Origin of the sequence: Gaiella sp., from assembly GCF_035558935.1 — a bacterium.
Lineage (GTDB): Bacteria > Actinomycetota > Thermoleophilia > Gaiellales > Gaiellaceae > Gaiella.
The window spans coordinates 22,569-40,845 of the sequence record NZ_DATMBZ010000022.1 but is presented as its reverse complement, the minus strand read 5'-3'; the positions used below and the strand labels follow the sequence as shown (position 1 = coordinate 40,845).

The window sequence follows — 18,277 nt, the reverse complement described above, 5'->3', positions numbered from 1 at the left end:
CGCACTTCGTCGGGACGGAGGAGCGCTACCCGGGGTCGTCGGGCATGCGGCTGCGATGCCCGGAAGGCGTCGCCACACGTTCGAGTGCGACGCGCCTGGCCAGGTCGAGCACCGCGACCACGAAGGGAAGTGCGAGGAAGAGAGGAAGGCCGCCGCCCGAGGAGCCGCCGGCCCCCGCGGCAGCGGCGCTCGTCCCAGACGGCGCCTGTGCAGGGGTCGGGGTGGCCGGGGGAGGCATGCGCCATTGCGGGGCCGGCTTGTGTCGTGCCTTGCCCGACAGCTTCGCGGTGCGACCCGCGACGTCGGCCGCCGGGAGGGCGGACGACGCCGTGCCGTTCCACACGCCCGACGTGGGCGGCGAAGGCTCAGGAGCGGCGCTCCATCCCGGTCGGAACGCCGGCAGACGCGGCACGCGGCTCAAGAGCATCGACACGTCGCCGGGCCCGAGGGCCGGAGGCGTCACGAGGGTGAGCCCGTCCACGTCGCCGAGGGGCGGCGCGACCTCCGTCGTGACGAGTGCCGCGACCCCGGTCTCCGTGGACGGCTGCGGGAACGACGTAACAACCGGTGAGAGGACGGCAGGAAGCCCGGGGATCGCTGCAACGCCCGGTATCGCCGGCAGCGAGACAACCGGCACGGGCACGGGGAAAGGCAGGGTCGCGGGAGGATCGGACGTGGCGGGTGTCGAGGCACCGTGCGGCACCGAGACGCCGGCGCTCACCGCGAATGCGACGTTCGCCTGGCTGACCGGCCCGTCGTTGCCCGGGCTCGCGATCCGAATCGACACGTTGACGTTGCTGGGTTGATACTGGCCGACAGTCGCTCCCTGATACTGCTCCGTATTACCGCCGCAGTTCCAGATCCACGTCCAGTTTCTCGGCACAGAAGATCCATTGGATCCATCCGGCGATATCATCGATATCGCCGGCACGGAGACGCAGTCCCACTGCCATGACCACGTGTCCGGGTCCTCCTGCGCGGCGGTGGCCGGTGCAGTTGCCTGCCCCGATGTTGCCGCTGTCGCGGGGGTCGCTGCCGAGGGTGCCGCCGAGATTGCGCCCGTAGTAGCCGCTGGGGGAGTAGCTGTGGCGCCGGTGGACGCCACCGCTGCGATGTTCGTCTGGGTCACGGGCCCGTTGTCACCCGCGCTCTCGATCCGCACGCTCACGTTCACGTTCGTCGGGGCCGTCTGGACTGCCGCCGGCGACGACGGTGACGTCGGCCGGGTCGTGACGGTATCGGGCGTGGTATCGACCGAGCTCGCGATGGTATCGGCCCTAGAATCTGGCTCCACGACTGGGATCTGGGCCTCCTGCTGCGAGCTCACGGGCTCGCTCGACTGAACGGCCTGCGTCGCAGGGTCGCTCGCCGGGGCGTCCGTAGGAGCCGTCTCGGCCTCCGTCGCGTCCATGACACTCCCCAGCGCGGCGTCGACGGCTCCGGCTGCGTCGCCTCCTTCGGGGAGTGCGACCTCGACGCCTGTTCCCTGCAGTGCGGCGGCGACGACGTTCGAAGCGCCTGCTCCGTCGTCTGCCTGTGCGTTCGAGGGCAGGACCACGGCCGGCACGCTCGCAAACGCGGCGGCGACCACGCACGTGGCGACCCGCGGGCTGGCGATGGACCTCATGCATTCTCATCTATGCATTGCGCACAGTATTTTCATACATGTTTTTCTTCGATTGGCATGGACACGACCTCTGATCCGCGATATGTTCTGCTTCGGAAAGGGGCGATTCATCAGCGTGTCCGATCGGGGGAGCAGAGCCAGAGGTTCGAGGCGCGGATCGACCGCCGCACTCCTGACCGCATACCACCGGGGAGGCGATCGGGGCGCCCGGACGCGCGTCATCGAACAGAACCTGCCGCTCGTCCATGCGCTCGCCCGCCGCTTCGCCGGGCCCTCCGAGCCGTTCGACGATCTCGTCCAGGTCGGCGCCATCGGGCTGATCAAGGCCGTGGACGGGTTCCGTGAGGACCGCGGGACGGACCTCGGCGCGTACGCCGTGCCGACGATCGTCGGGGAGCTGCGCCACCACCTCCGTGCCCGCTCCATCCTCGCCTCGAGCACGAGCGGCGAGCGGCCGAGGCTCGTGTCGCTGACCGCGGAGGAGCCGGTCGACGTGCGGTCCGAGACCGAGGCGGAAGGCGAGGAGCGCGTGCTCGTTCGAACCGCGCTCCACGCTCTCGCCCCTCGCGAGCGCCGGATCGTCGCTCTCCGGTTCTACCGTGACTGGAGCCAGCAGAGGATCGCCGAGGAGGTTGGCATCTCGCAGGTGCAGGTCTCCCGTCTCCTGACGAGTTCGCTGGCAAAGATGCGGCGGGTGCTCGAGGCCGCGTGATGGGAAGACGCGCCGTTGTGCGCACCGGTCGCAGCCCGTACACTCGCCGGTGGGTGAGCGCTCAACCCGCTGCCTCAGACGTGGAAGAGGCGGGCCGCTCGAAGACGCCGTCGCCGAGTGGCCGCCTTCTGCTCCGCATGCCCCCTGACCTTCACGGCGAGCTCGCGCAGGCGGCCGAGCGCGAGGGCACGAGCTTGAACGGGTACATCATCAGCCGCCTGCAGGCGTCGCTGGGCCGACCGGCTGAACGGGGCCCGGCGTCCGAGGCGACAGGAGTACCGGCCCCATCCCTCCGGCGCTTGCTCATCGCCAACGTGATCATCGTCGGGCTCGCCTCCGTGGCGGCGATTCTGCTCCTGCTCGTCGCCTGGCTCGGGTAGATCCGCTCCGATGACGGGTACCGCGGCCCTCGTCGTCGGCGCATGGCTCATGGCATCTCCGCTCCCAGTCCCCCGCACGGAGGTCGCGGCGGCTCCGCTCCAGGGACGCATCGTCGTCGTCGGCGGCTTCCTCGCGAACGGCGGCAACTCGCGGCGCGTCGACGCCTACGACCCGCGCAGCGACTCCTGGTCGCGGCTCCCCGACCTCCCGAGATCGGTCGACCACGCCGCGGCCGCCTCCTGGCGCGGACGCGTCGTCGTCGTCGGCGGCTACGACGCCGGACGGCGGCCGCTGCGCGCGGCGTTCCTGTACGACGGTCGCCGGTGGCGCGCACTTCCACCGCCGCCCGAAGAACGGGCCGCGGCCGCTGCGGCAGCAACCGCCGACGGTCGCGTGTGGGTGCTCGGCGGGCGCACGCGCGACGGGCTCGCGACGCGGATGCTCTCGCTCGACCTCCGGACGCTCCGCTGGACCACCTTCCCCGGCCCACGCCCGCGCGAGCATCTGGCCGCGACGGCACTCGGCGGACGCGTCTATGCGATCGGCGGACGGCTCGCGGGATACGACACGAACCTCGGCACGGTCGAGGCGTACGACCCGCGCGCGAGGGCGTGGCGCCCGCTGGCCGATCTTCCCGATCCCCGCGGCGGCACCGGCGCGGCCGCGATCGCCGGACGCATCGTCTCGATCGGCGGCGAATCACCCAGCGGCACCGCGGCGAGCGTCTGGTCGCTGAGGCCCGGCGGGCGCTGGTCGCGCCTCCCCGACCTTCCCACCCCGCGCCATGGCGTCGGCGTGGTGGCGCTGGCCGGCCGCGTGTGGGCGGTCGCGGGCGGCCCCGAGCCGGGGCTGACGGTCAGCGGCGCGGTCGAGTCGCTGGCGATCCCATAGGTTCGCGGGGGTCAGTCCCCTTCGGGGACAGACCGCTAGAGGCGACCCGACCTGAAGACGCCCCAGAGCAACCAGACGCCGAACACGCCCGAGAGCACGAAGCCGACGACCGAGATCAGGTGCAACCCGAGGAGGTGCGGCCCCTTGCTCGCGAGGACGCCGATCAGCGACGAGCCCACGAGCCCGCCGAGGATCACGAGCGCGACCGCGATGCGGTTCACCGAGACGTCCATGTGGTGGGCCAGGTCGTCGATCCCCGGATTCGAGATCTTGACCTCGAGCTCGCCGTCGCGCAGCTCGTTGAGGATGTCGTGCACCTGCCGCGGCACTTCGAGCGCGATCTCCGCGAGGTCCTGCACCTCACCTCGCGCCTGGATCGCGACGCGACGCGGGGAGAAGCGCTCCGAGATCAGCTGCCGCGCGTACGGCCGGGCGACCTCGAAGACGTTGAAGTCCGGATACACCTCGGCGGCGACGGAGCCGAGCGTCGCGATCGCCTTGTCGAGGATCACGAACCGCGTCGGCAGCCGCAGGTTCATCGCGTAGATCAGCGAGAGGCCCTCGCGAATCGCCTCGATCGGGTCGATGTCGGAGAGCCGGGAGCCGTAGTAGCGGTAGTAGAGCTCCTCGAGCCGCGAGCGCAGCTCCTCCTCGCGATCGCGCGGGTACCGCACGCCGAGGTCGGCCAGACGGCGCGGGAGGGCGCCGACGTTCTCGGTCGCCGCATCGACGAAGAGGCGCGTCAGGCGCGCCATGTCCATGTCGGTCAGCCGTCCCGCCAGCCCGAAGTCGATCAGGCCGAGCCGTCCGTCCTCGAGCTGGAGGATGTTCGACGGGTGTGGATCGCCGTGGAAGAAGGCGTGGCGGAAGATCATCGTCATCCAGGCGTCCGTCAACGTGTGGGCGAGCGCACGTCGGTCCTCGTCGGGCCACGTGTCGAGCTCGAGATCCCGAATGTGCGTCCCCTCGAGGCGGTCGAGGGTCAGCAGCCGGCTCGTCGTGTAACGCCACCAGACGCGCGGGACGGCAACGCGCTCGTCGCCCGCGAAGTTGCGCCGGAAGGTCTCGGCATTGCGCGCTTCTTGCTGGTAGTCGAGCTCGAGACGGATCGACCGGCCGAACTCCTCCACGAGCTCGCCGGCGTCGATGAAGTCGAGCTGCCGTACACGCTCGCGCGCGACCCGGGCCGCGGAGGCCATCAGCCTCAGGTCGGACTCGATCTGGCGGGCGGCGTTGGGCCGTTGCACCTTGACGACGACGTGGACGTCGTTCGGAAGCGTCGCGCGGTGCACCTGGCCGATCGAGGCAGCCGCGATCGGCTGCTCCTCGAAGTCGAGGAAGGCCTGCTCGATCGTGAGCCCGAGCTCCGCGTGGACGACGCGTTCGACGTCCTGGATCGGAACCGGGGAGACGTCGTCCTGGAGCTTGCGCAGCTCGACGATGATGTCCGGCGGCACGACGTCGGGACGTGTGGAGAGGAGCTGGCCGAACTTGACGAATGTCGGCCCCAGCTCGTCGAGCATCTCGCGCAGGCGGCGACCGCGGTCCGCGTCCGGCTCCCCGTCCGAGGCACGGCGGCGGTCGAGCACGTACCCGAAGCCGTGGCGGGTGGCGACGCGACCGATCTCCGTGACGCGCGAGAGGGTCCGTTGGGCCCCGTCGTCCGCCATGACCTCAGTCTCGCAAACTCAGGCGACGCGATCGCGCTCGAGCAGGCGCAGCCGGTGCTCGAGCTGGGCGACCCGGAGGGCGAGGTCCTCGAGCTCCTCCCGTCGGGCGAGGCCCGCCCGCGCGAGCCCTCGCTCGAGCGCCTCGTCCCGGCGCTCGCCGAGACGCTCGAATTCGGCCCGCCACGAGGCGACGGTGTCGCGCACGGCGTCCCGCATCGCGTTGCGCTCGACGCCGACCCTGCGCGCCAGCTCGTCGGCGAGCTCCTCCATCGCCTCGACGCTCATGGTCGCCCAGCCGATTCCCGCAAGCAGGAGCTCGGAGACCGGCCTGGGGTCGTGGGAGCCGTTCGCGGCCATAGCCGCCATTCTAAGGACGCCGTCGCGGCGGCGAAGTCGCCGCCTCCAGGGATCTGCCCTCGCCGCAGGCGAGGGATTCAGCCGCGAGAGTCAGCTCCTGCCCAATCCTGCCTGGCGAGCGAGCTCAGCGAGGGCGGCCGTGGGGGCGTCCGCTGCGGCGCTGGCGGCGACGCTCGCGCTTTGCCGCTGCCGCCGGGGAGGTCGGCGCTTCGGGCGCCGCGACCGGCGTCACTGAAGGTGCCGACGCGGCCGCGACGACGGGCTCAGCCACGACGGGCTGCGGCTCCTGGACCGTGTCCTCGAGCAACGCGGCTCCCACTGAGCCCTCAACCGCGCCGTAGTCGTCCCGGCGTCGTGCGAACTCCGGTTCCTTCTCCTTGAAGACCGCGACCGCCGGCGCGCCGATGAAGATCGACGAGTAAGCGCCGGACCCGATCCCGACCAGGAGCGCGAAGGCGAAGTCCTTGAGCGTGTCGCCGCCGAACAGGAGCAGCGAGACGATCGGCAGGAGCGTGATGAACGTCGTCGCGAGCGACCGCGGGATCGTCTCCCAGAGCGACACGTTGCCGATCACGCGGAACGAGGCGCGCTTCATCAGCGGGATGTTCTCGCGGATGCGGTCGAAGATGATGATCGTGTCGTACATCGAGTACCCGAGCACCGTGAGCACGGCGGCGACCGTGGCGGTCGTCACCTCCCGACCCAGGAGGGCGTAGATCCCGATCGTGATGATGATGTCGTGCCCGAGCGCGATCAGGACCGGGACAGCGAACTTCCACTGGAAACGCGCCGTGATGTAGAGCACGATCAGGAGGAGCGAGACGATGATCGCGAGAATCGCGCCGCGCGCGATCTGGCGGCCGAAGCTCGCGGAGACGTTCTTCAACCCGAACGACTCCGCGTTCACCGCCCTCGTGAGGCTCGACTGGAACGCCTGCGCCTCGGTGGTCGACAGCGTCTCCGTGCGCACGGAGAAGTCGCGGTAGGCATCTCCGGCCGCGCCCGAGGACGCTCCGCGACCCTGGATCTGCGCGGCGGACTGGCCGATCTTCGCGGCCTCCGAGCGCACCGTCTCGAGCGAGACCGGCTGCGGGGTGGCGAAGGTCACTTGTGTCCCACCGCGGAAGTCGATCCCGAGGTTGAGCCCCTTGAACGCGATCGCACCGAGTGAGACGAGCAGCACGACCCCGGAGATGGCGAACCACGTGTTCCGCCGGCCGATGTAGTCGAGCTTCAGCCAGCGGGGGATGCCGCCGCCGGAGGCGCCCATCAGCCTCGGGCTCTCGAGCATCTTGAGGCCCGCGAGCACGGCGAGGAACGCGCGGGTCGCGAGGACGGCCGTCAGCATCGACATCGCCGTACCGATGAGCAGCATCAGCGCGAACCCGCGCACGCTCGCCGTGGCGACGGCGAAGAGGACGAGCGCGGTGATCGCCGTGACGACGTTCGCGTCGACGATCGTCGCGAAGCCCTTCGTGTACCCGGTATGGATCGCCGCGCGCACGGAGCGCCCGGCGCGTACTTCTTCCTTGATGCGTTCGAAGATGACGATGTTCGCGTCGGCGGCCACCCCCAGCGTCAGGACGAGGCCCGCGATGCCCGGGAGCGTCAGCGTCACGTTGAAGATCAGGATCGCCGCGTAGAGGAACGCCGCATAGACGGTCAGCCCGACGACCGCGACGAGACCCAGGAAGCGGTACACGAGGAGCAGGAAGATCGCGACCGCGAGCAGGCCGACGATCGCCGCCTTCTTCGCCTCCTGGAGCGAGTCCTTGCCGAGCGTCGCGGAGATCGCCGTCTGGTCGAGCGTCCGGAACTCCACCGGGAGCGCGCCCGTCTGCAGCACCAGAGCGAGGTTCTTGGCCTCTCCGACGCTCTGGAGGCCCGAGATCTGCGCGCCGTTCGAGCCCGTGATGCCGCCCGGGTACTCCTGGAAGTCGATCGTCGGCCACGACCTGATCTCGCGGTCGAGCACGATCGCGAAGTGCTGGAGGAACGGGCTGTGATCGCCCTGGCCGCCGCCGACCGTGTTGTAGAGGAGCTTGCCGCGCTGGGCGATGTCGCGCGTGATCTCCTCGAACTTCTTCCCGCCGCGGTCGGTGAAGTCCATCAGCACGATCGGCTCGCCGGTGCGCGTGTCGAAGTCCTGCCGCGTCCCCGAGAGCTTCAGGTCCTCACCGGTCATCTCCGGGATCTCCGGCGGCGTGTAGCGCATGAGGTACCAGGACGTCGCGGTGGGGTTCGTCTGCGCCACACCCGGACAGACGACCGCGCCGGAACCGCAGCGGACGACGACCGTCTCGGGCGGCACGGCGAAGAGCTTGTGCCCGGCCGGGATCTTGCCGCCCCATTTCGCGAGCGCCGCCCGCTTCGTCTGCACGGGACCGCGGACGAGCTGCTTCCCCTTCGTCCGGAAGACGTAGTACGTGTCGGGCGTGCCCCTCGAGGCCAGCGCCTGCTGACCGGCGAGCAGGTCGTAGAGCTTCGGCGTCGCGATGGGCTGCCGCGTGCGCGCGTCGATCGACGGCGAGACGAGGTCGCGCTCGAGGTCGAACAGCTCGAGCTGGGCGGTCTTCCCGATGATCCCTGCCGCGGCGGCCGGGTCCTTCACGCCCGGCAGCTGGATCGAGATCTGGTCGGAGCCCTGGGTCCTGATCTCCGGCTCGGCGACGCCGAGCTTGTCGACGCGCGAGCGCATGATCGAGACCGACCGGTCGAGGTCCTCCTTCGTCAGCTTGCGGTCTTGCGGCGGCACCGCCTGCAGCGTCACCTCGAGGCCGCCCTGGAGGTCAAGCCCGAGCGTCGGACGCTGCTCGAGTGGTGATCCGGGAACGGCGAGCAGCGCCACGCCGACGAGGGCCGCCGCGACGAACGCGACGACGAGGACCGCTGCACGACGGGTCACCGGTGGTCTCCCGAGGGCATCCGGTGCCTCACGCGCGGCGAAAACCGAGCAGGCCCGGGACGCAGGGGGCGTTCATACCCAAAGGTATGGACGCGAAGAAGGACGACGGAATGCGAAGTGTTTGCAGCCGCCCGGGGAGGTGCTGTATGCCCTTGGGAGACCACCGGCCGATCAGGTTAGCGGCGCTCGAGCGCCGCGGTGTCCTCCGGGACGTCCGAGTTCACGATTTCCTCGGAGTCGACAACACCATCTTCACGAACCTCGGCCTCGTCGACGTCTTCCTCGGGTTCCTCGTGCTCCACGTCCTCTTCCTCGGGCTTGACGACGCCGCCGACGGCGCGCCGCGCGATCCGCACCTGGATGCCCTCGGCGATCTCGACGATCAGGTCGTCCTCGTCGTCGATCTCGGTGACGATGCCGTAGATGCCGCCGACCGTCAGGATCTCGTCGCCCGGCTCCACCGAGGCGAGGAGCTGCTGCTGCTCCTGCTGCTTGCGCCGCTGCGGACGGATCAGGAATGCCCACAGCAAGACGAACATCGCGGCGAGCAGAATCAGGGTTGCCAAGTTTCCTCCTCCGGGCCGGCGGCGAGCGAAGCGTGCGCGTCCGCGCGATAGGCGTCGAACGCACCGCGGCTGATCGCGTCACGCGCGCCGGCGGTCAGTCGCAGTGTGAACCACAGATTATGCAGGGTGAGCAGCCGCAGGCCCGAGATCTCCTGCTGGTTGAGCAGATGCCGCACGAACGCCCGTGAGAAGCCGCCCCCGCACGCGGGGCAACCGCAACCCTCCTCGAGCGGCCGCGGATCCCGCGCAAAGCGCGCATTGCGGAGGTTGAGCCGGCCCCGCGCGGTCAAGGCCGAGCCGGTGCGCGCGGTCCGCGTCGGCAGCACGCAGTCGAACATGTCGACCCCTCGTGCGATCACCTCGAGGATCCCCTCGGCGTCGCCCAGGCCCATGAAATAGCGTGGACGGTCGTCCGGGAACGCCGGCGCGGCCCAACCGACCGTGTCGAGCATCTCCTCGCGGTTCTCCCCCACGGCGAGCCCGCCGAGCGCGAAGCCGTCGAACGGGAGCGACGCGATGCCCTCGATCGACCTGCGCCGCAGATCGGGGTCGGTGCCTCCCTGGGCGATCCCGAAACGAAGCTGGCCCTCGGCACGGGGCGCGTCGACCTGGCGCTCCGCCCAGAGCTGCGTGCGGCGCACGGCCTCTTCGTGCTCGTGACGCGAGACGTTCGCCGGCGGGCAGATGTCCAGGCACATGGCGATGTCCGAGCCGAGCCGCCGCTGGATCTCGGCGACCCCCTCGGGCGTGAGCCGCTCGAGGCTGCCGTCGTACACGGAGCGGAACGTGACGCCGTCGTCGTCGACCGCGGCGAGCGTGTCGCGGAGCGAGAACACCTGGAAGCCACCCGAGTCGGTGAGGATCGGGCCCGACCACCCCGTGAACGCGTGCAGGCCCCCGAGTGCCTCGATCACGTCCTCGCCGGGCCGGAAGTGGAGGTGGTACGTGTTCCCGAGGACGACGTCGGCCCCAAGCGCGGCGACCTCCTCCGGCAGCAGCGTCTTGACCGTCCCTTTCGTGCCGACGGGCATGAACGCCGGCGTCCGGATCTCGCCGTGCGCCGTGCGGACGATCCCGGCGCGTGCCGCGCCGTCGGTCGCCTCGACGACGAAGCTCACGGGCCGATTATCTCTGCGTCCAGTCCGTGGGCCCGCGCGAGACGCCGGTCGGTCGTCAGGAGCGGCGCGGCGAGCGCCTCGGCGAGGGAGACGAAGATCGCGTCTCCCATCGACAGTCGATCGCGCAGGCTCCACGCCCGGTCGACGAGATCCAGGTGCGGATACCGCTCGAGGTCGAGCTGTACGAGGTCGCCCACCGCACGATCGGCCGCGTGCAAGGACACGTGCCCCGCTTTGACGAGTCTGCGGAGCGCTCCGATCACCTCGACATCGAGGAGATGCGGCGCGGCTAGCGGTTCGGAATCACCGATCCGTTCTGCCACCCAGGTCGCACGCTCACCGCCGCCGGCGAGCAGGTCGACGACCGCGGACGAGTCGATGACGATCACGTCTCGTCGCGAATCGCGCGTACCGCGTCGGCGGGCTCGTCGACGAGATCGGGCCTCGGTAGTGACGCGAGCCGAGCCAGCATCTCGGAGCGAGTCGGACGCGCCGCGTCGCGCTCGACAAGGCGCAACAGGTAATCCGACAGCGTCATGTCTGCGTGAGCCGCGCGCACCTTGAGCTCACGATGCAGCGCGGGTGGCACGTTCCGAATCTGGATGTTTCCCATGCTGAGTGCATGTTAGCATGCACTGCGCATGTCCATGGCTGACATGGCCGATCAGAGCAGGAGCATCGCGTCGCCGAACGAGTAGAAGCGGTACCGCTCGCGGATTGCGAGCGCGTAGAGCTCCCGGGTTCGCTCGACCCCGGCGAAGGCCATCACGAGCGCGAGCAGCGTCGTCCGCGGCAGGTGGAAGTTCGTCAGGAGCGCGTCCACGCGCCGGAACTCGAACCCCGGCGTGATGAAGAGCTCGGCGCGACCCTCGAGCGGCGCGCCGCGCACGAGCGTCTCCAGCACGCGGGTGGTCGTCGTCCCTACCGCGAGGACGGTCCCCGCCGCCTCGATCCGTCTCCAGGCGGCCGGCTCGACGCGATAGCGCTCACCGTGGATCACGTGCTCCTCCACCGTCTCGGCCGTCAGCGGACGAAACGTGTCGAGCCCGACGTGAAGCGTGATCCTCTCGTGGTCGAGCCGGGCCAGGAGCTCCGGCGTGAAGTGGAGGCCCGCAGTCGGCGCCGCGGCCGAGCCCGGCTCGTCCGCGTAGACGGTCTGGTACCGCTCGGGGTCGGGCGGCGGCTCGTGGATGTAGGGCGGCAGCGGGAGCTGCCCGTGGGGCTCCCCTGCCACGCGGACACGCCACCGCCCGTCGCCGAGCGCTTCCAGCAGCTCGACGGACGGGTCAGGTGACTCTCTGTCGCTCGCCCGTAACCGTTCGCCGGTGCGGAGGCGGCGCGAGGGTCGGGCGAGCGCTTCCCACTCCCCGCTCCCGAGCGACTCGACCAGCAGCACCTCCACCTCTCCCCCGGTCCGGCGTCGGAGGCGCAGCCGTGCGGGGACGACTCGCGTGTCGTTGACGACGGTCAGGTGGCCGCGCACCTCGTCCGGGAGCTCGGCGAACGTCCGATGGCGGGTTTCGCCTGTCCGTCGGTCGTGGACGAGGAGCCGCGAGCCGTCCCGCCGCTCGGCGGGTCGCTGGGCGACGAGCTCGGCCGGGAGGTCATAGTCGAGCTCGGATGACCTCATCCTGCCGCGAGAGTATCCTGCGCCAATGGACGAACAGGTGCTGGAAAGAGCGCGGCGGCGTGTGGCCGAGGCTCGGACGGACGGCATCGGCCAGGCCAAGCTCGATGCGGCGCTCGAACGGGCGCGCGCCGAGGTGATGCGGCTGGCGCAGGTCGCCGACGAGCTCGAGAGCTCGCTGCCGAAGCAGGTGGGAATCGCGGTCCGTGACGGGATCGCACGGGAAGTCGTCCCGGTCAGCCGCAGCCTCGCGGAGATCCGGGGCGGGGTGAACCAGGCGTTACGGCGGCTCGAGCGGCTCGAGGAGGAGCTGCTCGCGGAGCGGAACGCGCGAATCGACGACCTCGCGATCCTCGTCGAGCTCGTGTCGGCGGGCTGGAGCGGTGTCGACCAGCGGCTCCGCCGGCTGGAGCAGGGGATCGAGGGTGCGGTCGTGCCCCTGCCGAGCGGTCGCGACGCGCAACGGCCGTCCGACCAGGCGGCGGTCGCCTAGGGCCCTCAGGTCACCGCGAGGATCACGGCGCACGCGGCCGCCCAGGCCGCCACCGTGACGAGCAGCGGCAGGTCCTCGACGAGGAGCGTCTCGGGCTCCTCGCCGAGGCCCCGTCGGTGCAACAGCAGCAGGTAGCGGAAGAGGCCGTGCACGACGAGCGGGAGCGTCGCGATCAGCCAGCGCGTGTCGTGGGCCGCGAGCGTGTATCCCGCGTACGCGGCGATGGTGGCCGCGGCCACGATCCCCAGCAGCTGGTCGACGAGCGCCGGGGTGTACCCGTCGAGGGTCGCTCTCGCCCGCACGCCCTCGAGCCCGAGCTCCGCCCGCCGCTTGGCGAGCGCGAGAAACAGCGCGAGGAGGAACGTGCAGAGCAGCAGCCACTGGGAGATGCGGACGTCGACCGCGATTGCCCCTGCCGCGGCGCGAAGCACGAACAGCCCGGCGATCGCGAGCACGTCGACGAGCTCGAGCGCCTTCAACCGGAGCGAGTAGGCCGCCTGGAGCGCCACGAACGCGACCAGGCACGCGAGCGACGCCGGGCCGAGCGCGGCCGTGAGGGCAAGCGCGAAGACCGCGAGGGTCGCCGCGAGCGCCAGCGCCGCCCGGGGGGCCAGCTCGCCGCGCGCGACCGGCCGGGAGCGCTTGACCGGATGCAAGCGGTCGGACTCGACGTCGCGGACGTCGTTGACGAGGTACGCAGCGCTCGAGGCGGCGCAGTACGCGACGAAGGCCGTCACCGCCTCGGCCCACCGGACCGCATCCCCGAGCTTCGCGGCGAAGAGGATCCCCGCGAAGAGGAGGAGGTTCTTGGTCCACTGGCGCGGCCGCAGCGCGACGAACGCGGCGACGAGCGGCGCGCGCCGCCCGGGGAGGTCGACGACCGTCGCCGGGGCCGTGGCCGGATCCGCCATCGGCCCGACTCTACGGCGTGGCCGCGTCCCCTCGCGCGGGAGAGCGGCCTAGGACCAGGTGCGCATCGGCAGGACGAGCCGGAAGCGGCTCCCGCCGCCGTCCGGCGCCTCGAGCTCGATCCGCCCGCCGAGCGCGCCGGCGAGCTCCTTCGCAATCGGAAGTCCGAGGCCCGTGCCCTGCATGTCCGACGAGACGAACGGGCTGAAGATGCGCTGCGCGTCCTCGGGCGAGATGCCTGGGCCCGTGTCCGTGACATCGACGCGGATCGTGCCGTTGGCGGCTCCGAGCGTGACGCCGATCCTGCCGCCGTCGGGCGTCCAGCGGAATGCGTTCTTGAGGAGGTTCGTGATCACCTGGAGGACCCGGTCTCCGTCCGTGATGATGGTCGGCGCCCGGTCGGCGCCTTGCAGCGCGTAGTCGATCTCGCGCCGCCGCGCCTCGTCGCCGAACGCGCCGTAGGCGTGCTCGACGAGGCGGCCCATGTCGACCTCCTCGGTCTGAACGGTGAAGCGGTGGGCGCGGAGCTTCGCGAGGTCGAGCACGTCGCCGACGAGCCGTTCGAGACGGGTCGCCTCGTGTGCGACCACCTCGAGCGACGCGGACACGAGCGCGGGGTCGTCGACGAGCCCGTCGCGAAGCGCGTCGACGTGGCCCTTGATCGCCGTGAGTGGCGTGCGCAACTCATGCGAGACCGACATCAGGAACTGACGCTCGCGCTCCTCGGTCGCCGCAAGACGTGCGGCCATCTGGTTGAACCGCTCCGAGAGGTGCGAGATCTCGTCGCCGCCGCGGCCGACGGGCACCTGGACGGCGTAGTTCCCCGAGGCGATCTCGTCCGACGCCTTCGCGAGCGCCTCGACGGGGCCGCTGATCCGCCGGGAGAGCCACGCGCCGAGGAGCCAGGCGAGCAGGCCGCCGATCGCAAACGCGGCGGCGAGCCTCGTGACGAGGGGCAGCCACTGGTCGCGAACGACGTCCTGTGACTTCGCGACGATGATCGCGCCGATCGCCGGGCCGCCCGGCTCGAGCCGGACCGGCTGAGCGGCCGCGAGGTACGTGCGGTTCTGCCCCGGGGGCCGGAACCGGAACTCGAGGGACCGCCCCGAGGCGAGCACCTCGGCGGGCACGGAGGACTCCGGCAGCCGGTCGAGGCCCGTCTCCTGCCCCGGGAACGCCGGCGCGCCCACGTAGAAGAGCTGGTCGCCGGTCGCGAGCTCGAGCGCGTCGGGCGCGAAGTCGGGTGCCGCTGCGTTCTCGTCCGTGGCGCGCAGCGCGGCGTCGCCGTACAGGCGGGCGATGCCCCTCGCCTCCCGGCCCAGCTCCTCGTACGACCGGCTGCGCGTGTAGCCGGAGAAGAGCTGCACGGCGATGAGCGCCGCCACCACGCCCGCAAGGACGATCCCGAGCAGGAAGAGGGCCGGCAGCCGGAGACGCAGCGAGCCGGGCATCATCGAGAAGGGTACGCCGCGGCTCGGAGGCTGGAGCCGGAGCGGCGGAGCGGGCACGACGGCCTGTCGAGGCTACGCGGTCGGCGCGGCGGTGCGCTCGGAGGCGACCTTGTAGCCGACGCCCCAGACGGTGACGATCGGCGACGCGTCGCCGAGCTTGCGGCGTATCTGACGGACGTGGACGTCCACCGTGCGGGTGTCGCCGGCGAACGTGTAGCCCCACACGCGCTCGAGGAGCTGATCTCGGGTGAGCACGATGCCGCGGTGGTCGAGAAGCTCCCAGAGGAGATCGAACTCCTTCGGCGCGAGCTGGATCTCGGTGTCTCCGACGAGCACCTCGCGGCGGCCGGAGTTGATGAGGAGGTCGCCGTGGCGAATCTCGTCGCCCTCGTCGATGCGCCTGTCGGAGGTCGCGCGGCGGAGCACGCTCTTCACCCGCGCGACCAGCTCTCGCGGGTTGAACGGCTTCGTCAGGTAGTCGTCGGCGCCGACCTCGAGGCCGATGATCTTGTCCACGTCCTCGTCCCTGGCGGTGAGCATGATGATCGGCACGTCGGAGCTCTTGCGGATGCGCCGGCAGATCTCGATGCCGTCCATGTCCGGCAGGTTGAGGTCGAGCACGATCAACGACGGCATCTCGGCGGCGACGGCGTTGAGCGCTCCGGCGCCCGTCCCGACCGCGCGGACCCCGTACCCGGCGTTCTTCAGGTAGAGCGAGACGAACGAGGCGATCGACTGCTCGTCCTCGACGACGAGCACGGTCTGCGGCTGGCTCACGGCACGAGGCCCTTCGTGCTGACGGGCGCCCCGATCACGAGGGGCGGCCCGAAAGGAACGGCGACGGCGGCGGGAATCGTGGCCGGTGGATCGTCGCCCACCGCGTAGGTGCCGGTCGCGCCGGTCGCGTCGGGCTTGCCGTTGAGCGCGGCGCTTCCCTGCCCGCGCGCCGAGATCGAGAAGCCGTCACCCCGCACGGTGATCTTGTAGCGGCCGCCCGGGACGTAGAAGTTGATGTCCTTGCCGCGCGTGCCGACCGTGCGCCCGCGCGGAACACCGTTGATCCGCGGGCTCCACTGGTCGAGCGGCGAGAGGTCGACGATCTGGACGTCGCCGCGGTCGAGGCGCCCGATCACGATGCCCTTGCCCTTGAGCACGACGGTTCCGCGCCCGTCCTCGATCGAGAGCGAGCCGGCCGGCTCCGTCGCAGCCAAGGCTGCCGGAACGGCGATCGCGAGCACGGCAAGGAGGAGCGGCAGAAGGCGCATGCGTGCCAGCAGTATCGGCACGGCGCGTGGGTTGGGGGTGAGACGGGCGTAAGGAAAGTGTAAGCCGAGACCGCGTCGCGGCCTGCGGCCGTCCTTCGCGGGGCCGCGTAGAGTCGTCCGACCGTGGACATCACCTTCGAGCTCGCCCTCCTCGTCGTCGGGGCGCTCCTCCTCGCCGCGGCGGCGCTCTCGGGCTGGCTGCGAGGGACGGTGCTCTCGATCTCGGTGCTGTCCGTCGGGGCGGGAATCGTCCTGGCGCAGCTCGACGTCGTCGAGGTCGACCCGGCCGCGAAGAGTGTCCTCTACGTGGTCGAGCTCGCGCTCGTCCTGACCCTGTTCGCCGACGGCCTCGTCGTCGAGAACGAGCTGCTTCGTAACCACTGGACGCCGACCGCTCTCGCCCTTGTCGTGGCGATGCCGGTGACGATGGTGCTCCTGGCGCTCGCAGGGCGGGCGCTCTTCCCCGCGCTCTCCTGGGAGGAGGCCTTCCTCCTCGGCGCGGTTCTCTCGCCCACGGACCCGGTCGTGACGTCCTCGGTCGTGACGGACGAGCGCCTGCCGCCGACCGTGCGCCACACGCTGAACCTCGAATCCGGGCTCAACGACGGCCTGGCGCTCCCCTTCGTCCTGTTCTTCCTCGCGCTGGCGACCGGAGCCGACAGCGCGGGCGGCGAGGCGGCGCGCCTCGCCGGCGAGGCGCTCGCAGGCGCCGCCGTCGGAGTCGTCCTCGCGATCGGCGGCGCCTGGCTCCTCCGGCGACTGCCCCGCGGGGTCGAGCACCGATACCTCGGGATCTACGCGCTCGCGCTCGCCTTCCTCGCGTTCGGCATCGCCGAGGAGACGGGCTGGGCGAACGGGCTCGTCGCCGTCTTCGTCGCCGGGATCGCGCTCGCCGTCGTGCGGCATTCCGTGCCGGCCGAGGTGCTCGAGTTCAACGAGAGCCTGAGCGCGCTCTTCCAGGTGATCACCTTCACCGTCTTCGGAGCGCTGATCGTCTCGGTGGGCTGGAGCGGGTCGACTCTGCGCCTCGCGCTCTTCGTGGCCTTCGCGCTCCTCGTGGCGCGGCCCGCGGCGGTCCTCCTCGCGTTCCTGCCGGTGCGGGAGGCGCTGCCGAACAGGCTCTTCATGGCGTGGTTCGGGCCGAAGGGCGTCGCGTCGATGCTGTTCGCGCTCCTCGTCCTCGGGTCGACCGACGTCAATCGCACGCTCGTGTTCGAGGTCGCCTCGTTTACGATCCTCGCCTCGATCGTCGCCCACGGGCTGACGGACACCGTGGGCGCGAACGTCCTCGCGCGGTGGCTCGGCCGCGAGGAGGCCGCCCGGGTCTACTCGTAGGAGTAGAACCCGCGGCCCGTCTTGCGGCCGAGCAGGCCGGCGTTTCGCATCGCGACCAGCCGCGGCGGCGGCGCCATCCGCGGCTCGCGCAGCTTCTCGTAGAGCGCCTCGGACGCGTGGACGTGCACGTCGATCCCGACGAGGTCGACGAGCGTGCACGGCCCCATCGGCCATCCGGCGCCGTTCGTCATCGCGGCGTCGAGCGACTCGGGAGTCACGCGCGCCTCGTCGAGCACCCGCACGCAGTCGTTGAGCAGTGGGATGAGCACGCGGTTGACGACGAAGCCTGGCGTGTCGTGGCACGAGACTGGGACCTTGCCGAGCCGCTCGACGACCTCGAGGGCCGTTTCCACGGCCTCGTCGGAGGAGAGCTCTGCGCGCACCACCTCGACGAGCGGCATCAGCGGTGCCGGGTTGAAGAAGTGCATCCCGACCACCCGCTCCGGGGACCGCGTGGCAGCGGCGATCTCGGTCACCGAGAGCGCCGACGTGTTCGTCGCGAGCACCGCGTCCGCGCGGCAGATCGCCTCGAGCTCCGAGAACAGCGCGCGCTTGGGCTCGAGCTCCTCGACGACCGCCTCGATCACGAGGTCGCAGTCGCCGAGCGTGCCGAGGTCGGTCGTCGTGCTCAGGCGGGCGAGCGCCGCATCGCGCTCCTCCGGGCTGCGCTGCCCCTTCTCGACCTTCCGCGTCAGAAAGTGCCCGATACGCTCGGTCGCGGCGCGGGCGAGGTCGTCCGCGACCTCCCGTCCCACGACGTCGAACCCGGCCTCGATCGCGACCTGCGCGATCCCCGAGCCCATCGCGCCCAGCCCTACGACGCCGATGCGCTGTGTCACCGCCACGCGCGGGAATCTATCCGCAGGGTGGCGGCAGACGCCTAAGGTCAGCCGTTGTAGTGCCGGCGCCGGTCGACGTCGTCGACCCGCGAGTCGCGCCCCCCGATGAGAGCAAGCGGCCCGACGACGAG

The 18,277-nt window shown here is 71.0% G+C and carries 21 protein-coding genes; 7 read left to right on the top strand and 14 right to left on the bottom strand.

The window, feature by feature from the left end; all coding sequences use genetic code 11:
- Nucleotides 1-25 precede the first annotated feature (25 nt).
- A complete protein-coding gene (locus tag VNM44_RS02465; RefSeq protein ID WP_325622229.1) occupies nt 26-643 on the bottom strand; it encodes a hypothetical protein in 618 nt (205 codons plus the stop codon).
- Nucleotides 644-674: 31 nt separating this feature from the next.
- On the opposite strand from VNM44_RS02465, the gene VNM44_RS02460 reads away from it, so the two are divergent.
- The 5 genes from VNM44_RS02460 (at nt 675) to VNM44_RS02440 (ending at nt 3,611) form a co-directional block, all read left to right on the top strand.
- A complete protein-coding gene (locus VNM44_RS02460; RefSeq protein WP_325622227.1) occupies nt 675-806 on the top strand; it encodes a hypothetical protein in 132 nt (43 codons plus the stop codon).
- Nucleotides 807-1,094: 288 nt separating this feature from the next.
- A complete protein-coding gene (locus tag VNM44_RS02455) occupies nt 1,095-1,343 on the top strand; it encodes a hypothetical protein (RefSeq protein WP_325622225.1) in 249 nt (82 codons plus the stop codon).
- 399 nt (nt 1,344-1,742) lie between these two features.
- Nucleotides 1,743-2,339: a sigma-70 family RNA polymerase sigma factor gene (locus tag VNM44_RS02450; protein WP_325622223.1), complete on the top strand. Its 597-nt coding sequence runs from the start codon at nt 1,743-1,745 to the stop codon at nt 2,337-2,339.
- 53 nt (nt 2,340-2,392) lie between these two features.
- The gene (locus VNM44_RS02445) at nt 2,393-2,719 is read left to right on the top strand and encodes a toxin-antitoxin system HicB family antitoxin (protein WP_325622221.1); all 327 of its coding nucleotides are present in this window, start codon (nt 2,393-2,395) and stop codon (nt 2,717-2,719) included.
- Between the two features lie 10 nt (nt 2,720-2,729).
- Complete coding sequence (locus VNM44_RS02440; protein ID WP_325622219.1) at nt 2,730-3,611, top strand: Kelch repeat-containing protein; 882 nt, start codon at nt 2,730-2,732, stop codon at nt 3,609-3,611.
- A gap of 35 nt (nt 3,612-3,646) precedes the next feature.
- On the opposite strand, the gene VNM44_RS02435 is transcribed toward VNM44_RS02440, so the two are convergent.
- The 8 genes from VNM44_RS02435 to queA all read right to left on the bottom strand — a co-directional run bounded on the left by VNM44_RS02435 (nt 3,647) and on the right by queA (nt 11,857).
- Nucleotides 3,647-5,281: an ABC1 kinase family protein gene (locus tag VNM44_RS02435; RefSeq protein ID WP_325622217.1), complete on the bottom strand. Its 1,635-nt coding sequence runs from the start codon at nt 5,279-5,281 to the stop codon at nt 3,647-3,649.
- Nucleotides 5,282-5,299: 18 nt separating this feature from the next.
- Entirely contained in the window at nt 5,300-5,638 is a 339-nt protein-coding gene (locus VNM44_RS02430) for a hypothetical protein (RefSeq protein ID WP_325622215.1), read from the bottom strand.
- A gap of 124 nt (nt 5,639-5,762) precedes the next feature.
- Entirely contained in the window at nt 5,763-8,543 is a 2,781-nt protein-coding gene (gene secD / locus VNM44_RS02425; protein WP_325622213.1) for a protein translocase subunit SecD, read from the bottom strand.
- A gap of 176 nt (nt 8,544-8,719) precedes the next feature.
- Nucleotides 8,720-9,109, bottom strand: coding sequence for a preprotein translocase subunit YajC (yajC, locus tag VNM44_RS02420; RefSeq protein ID WP_325622211.1), 390 nt, complete (start codon nt 9,107-9,109; stop codon nt 8,720-8,722).
- The gene (tgt, locus tag VNM44_RS02415; RefSeq protein WP_325622209.1) at nt 9,097-10,227 is read right to left on the bottom strand and encodes a tRNA guanosine(34) transglycosylase Tgt; all 1,131 of its coding nucleotides are present in this window, start codon (nt 10,225-10,227) and stop codon (nt 9,097-9,099) included. The genes yajC and tgt overlap by 13 nt, the downstream gene beginning before the upstream one ends.
- Nucleotides 10,224-10,616 carry a type II toxin-antitoxin system VapC family toxin gene (locus VNM44_RS02410; protein WP_325622207.1) on the bottom strand — a complete coding sequence of 131 codons (393 nt, stop codon included), beginning with the start codon at nt 10,614-10,616 and terminating at the stop codon, nt 10,224-10,226. The genes tgt and VNM44_RS02410 overlap by 4 nt, the downstream gene beginning before the upstream one ends.
- Nucleotides 10,613-10,816 (bottom strand): hypothetical protein, encoded by a 204-nt coding sequence (locus VNM44_RS02405; protein WP_325622205.1) that lies wholly within the window; start codon nt 10,814-10,816, stop codon nt 10,613-10,615. The genes VNM44_RS02410 and VNM44_RS02405 overlap by 4 nt, the downstream gene beginning before the upstream one ends.
- 75 nt (nt 10,817-10,891) lie before the next feature.
- Nucleotides 10,892-11,857, bottom strand: a complete 966-nt coding sequence (gene queA, locus VNM44_RS02400) for a tRNA preQ1(34) S-adenosylmethionine ribosyltransferase-isomerase QueA (protein ID WP_325622201.1) — start codon at nt 11,855-11,857, stop codon at nt 10,892-10,894.
- Between the two features lie 25 nt (nt 11,858-11,882).
- Between queA and VNM44_RS02395 the strand changes: the two genes are divergently transcribed.
- The gene (locus VNM44_RS02395; RefSeq protein ID WP_325622199.1) at nt 11,883-12,347 is read left to right on the top strand and encodes a hypothetical protein; all 465 of its coding nucleotides are present in this window, start codon (nt 11,883-11,885) and stop codon (nt 12,345-12,347) included.
- Between the two features lie 5 nt (nt 12,348-12,352).
- Here the strand turns inward: VNM44_RS02395 and VNM44_RS02390 are convergent, their stop codons facing one another.
- The 4 genes from VNM44_RS02390 to VNM44_RS02375 form a co-directional block, all read right to left on the bottom strand.
- Complete coding sequence (locus tag VNM44_RS02390) at nt 12,353-13,258, bottom strand: UbiA family prenyltransferase (RefSeq protein ID WP_325622197.1); 906 nt, start codon at nt 13,256-13,258, stop codon at nt 12,353-12,355.
- 48 nt (nt 13,259-13,306) lie between these two features.
- A complete protein-coding gene (locus tag VNM44_RS02385; protein ID WP_325622195.1) occupies nt 13,307-14,707 on the bottom strand; it encodes a HAMP domain-containing sensor histidine kinase in 1,401 nt (466 codons plus the stop codon).
- Between the two features lie 72 nt (nt 14,708-14,779).
- On the bottom strand, nt 14,780-15,484 hold the full coding sequence (locus VNM44_RS02380; protein ID WP_325622194.1) for a response regulator transcription factor: 705 nt from the start codon (nt 15,482-15,484) through the stop codon (nt 14,780-14,782).
- Nucleotides 15,481-15,972 (bottom strand): hypothetical protein, encoded by a 492-nt coding sequence (locus VNM44_RS02375; RefSeq protein WP_325622192.1) that lies wholly within the window; start codon nt 15,970-15,972, stop codon nt 15,481-15,483. The genes VNM44_RS02380 and VNM44_RS02375 overlap by 4 nt, the downstream gene beginning before the upstream one ends.
- 123 nt (nt 15,973-16,095) lie before the next feature.
- Here VNM44_RS02375 and VNM44_RS02370 point away from each other — a divergent pair, with 123 nt between their 5' ends.
- A complete protein-coding gene (locus tag VNM44_RS02370) occupies nt 16,096-17,307 on the top strand; it encodes a cation:proton antiporter (protein WP_325622188.1) in 1,212 nt (403 codons plus the stop codon).
- On the opposite strand, the gene VNM44_RS02365 is transcribed toward VNM44_RS02370, so the two are convergent.
- Complete coding sequence (locus VNM44_RS02365) at nt 17,298-18,152, bottom strand: 3-hydroxyacyl-CoA dehydrogenase family protein (protein ID WP_325622186.1); 855 nt, start codon at nt 18,150-18,152, stop codon at nt 17,298-17,300. The two genes, VNM44_RS02370 and VNM44_RS02365, sit on opposite strands and share 10 nt — an antisense overlap.
- Between the last annotated feature and the right edge of the window lie 125 nt (nt 18,153-18,277).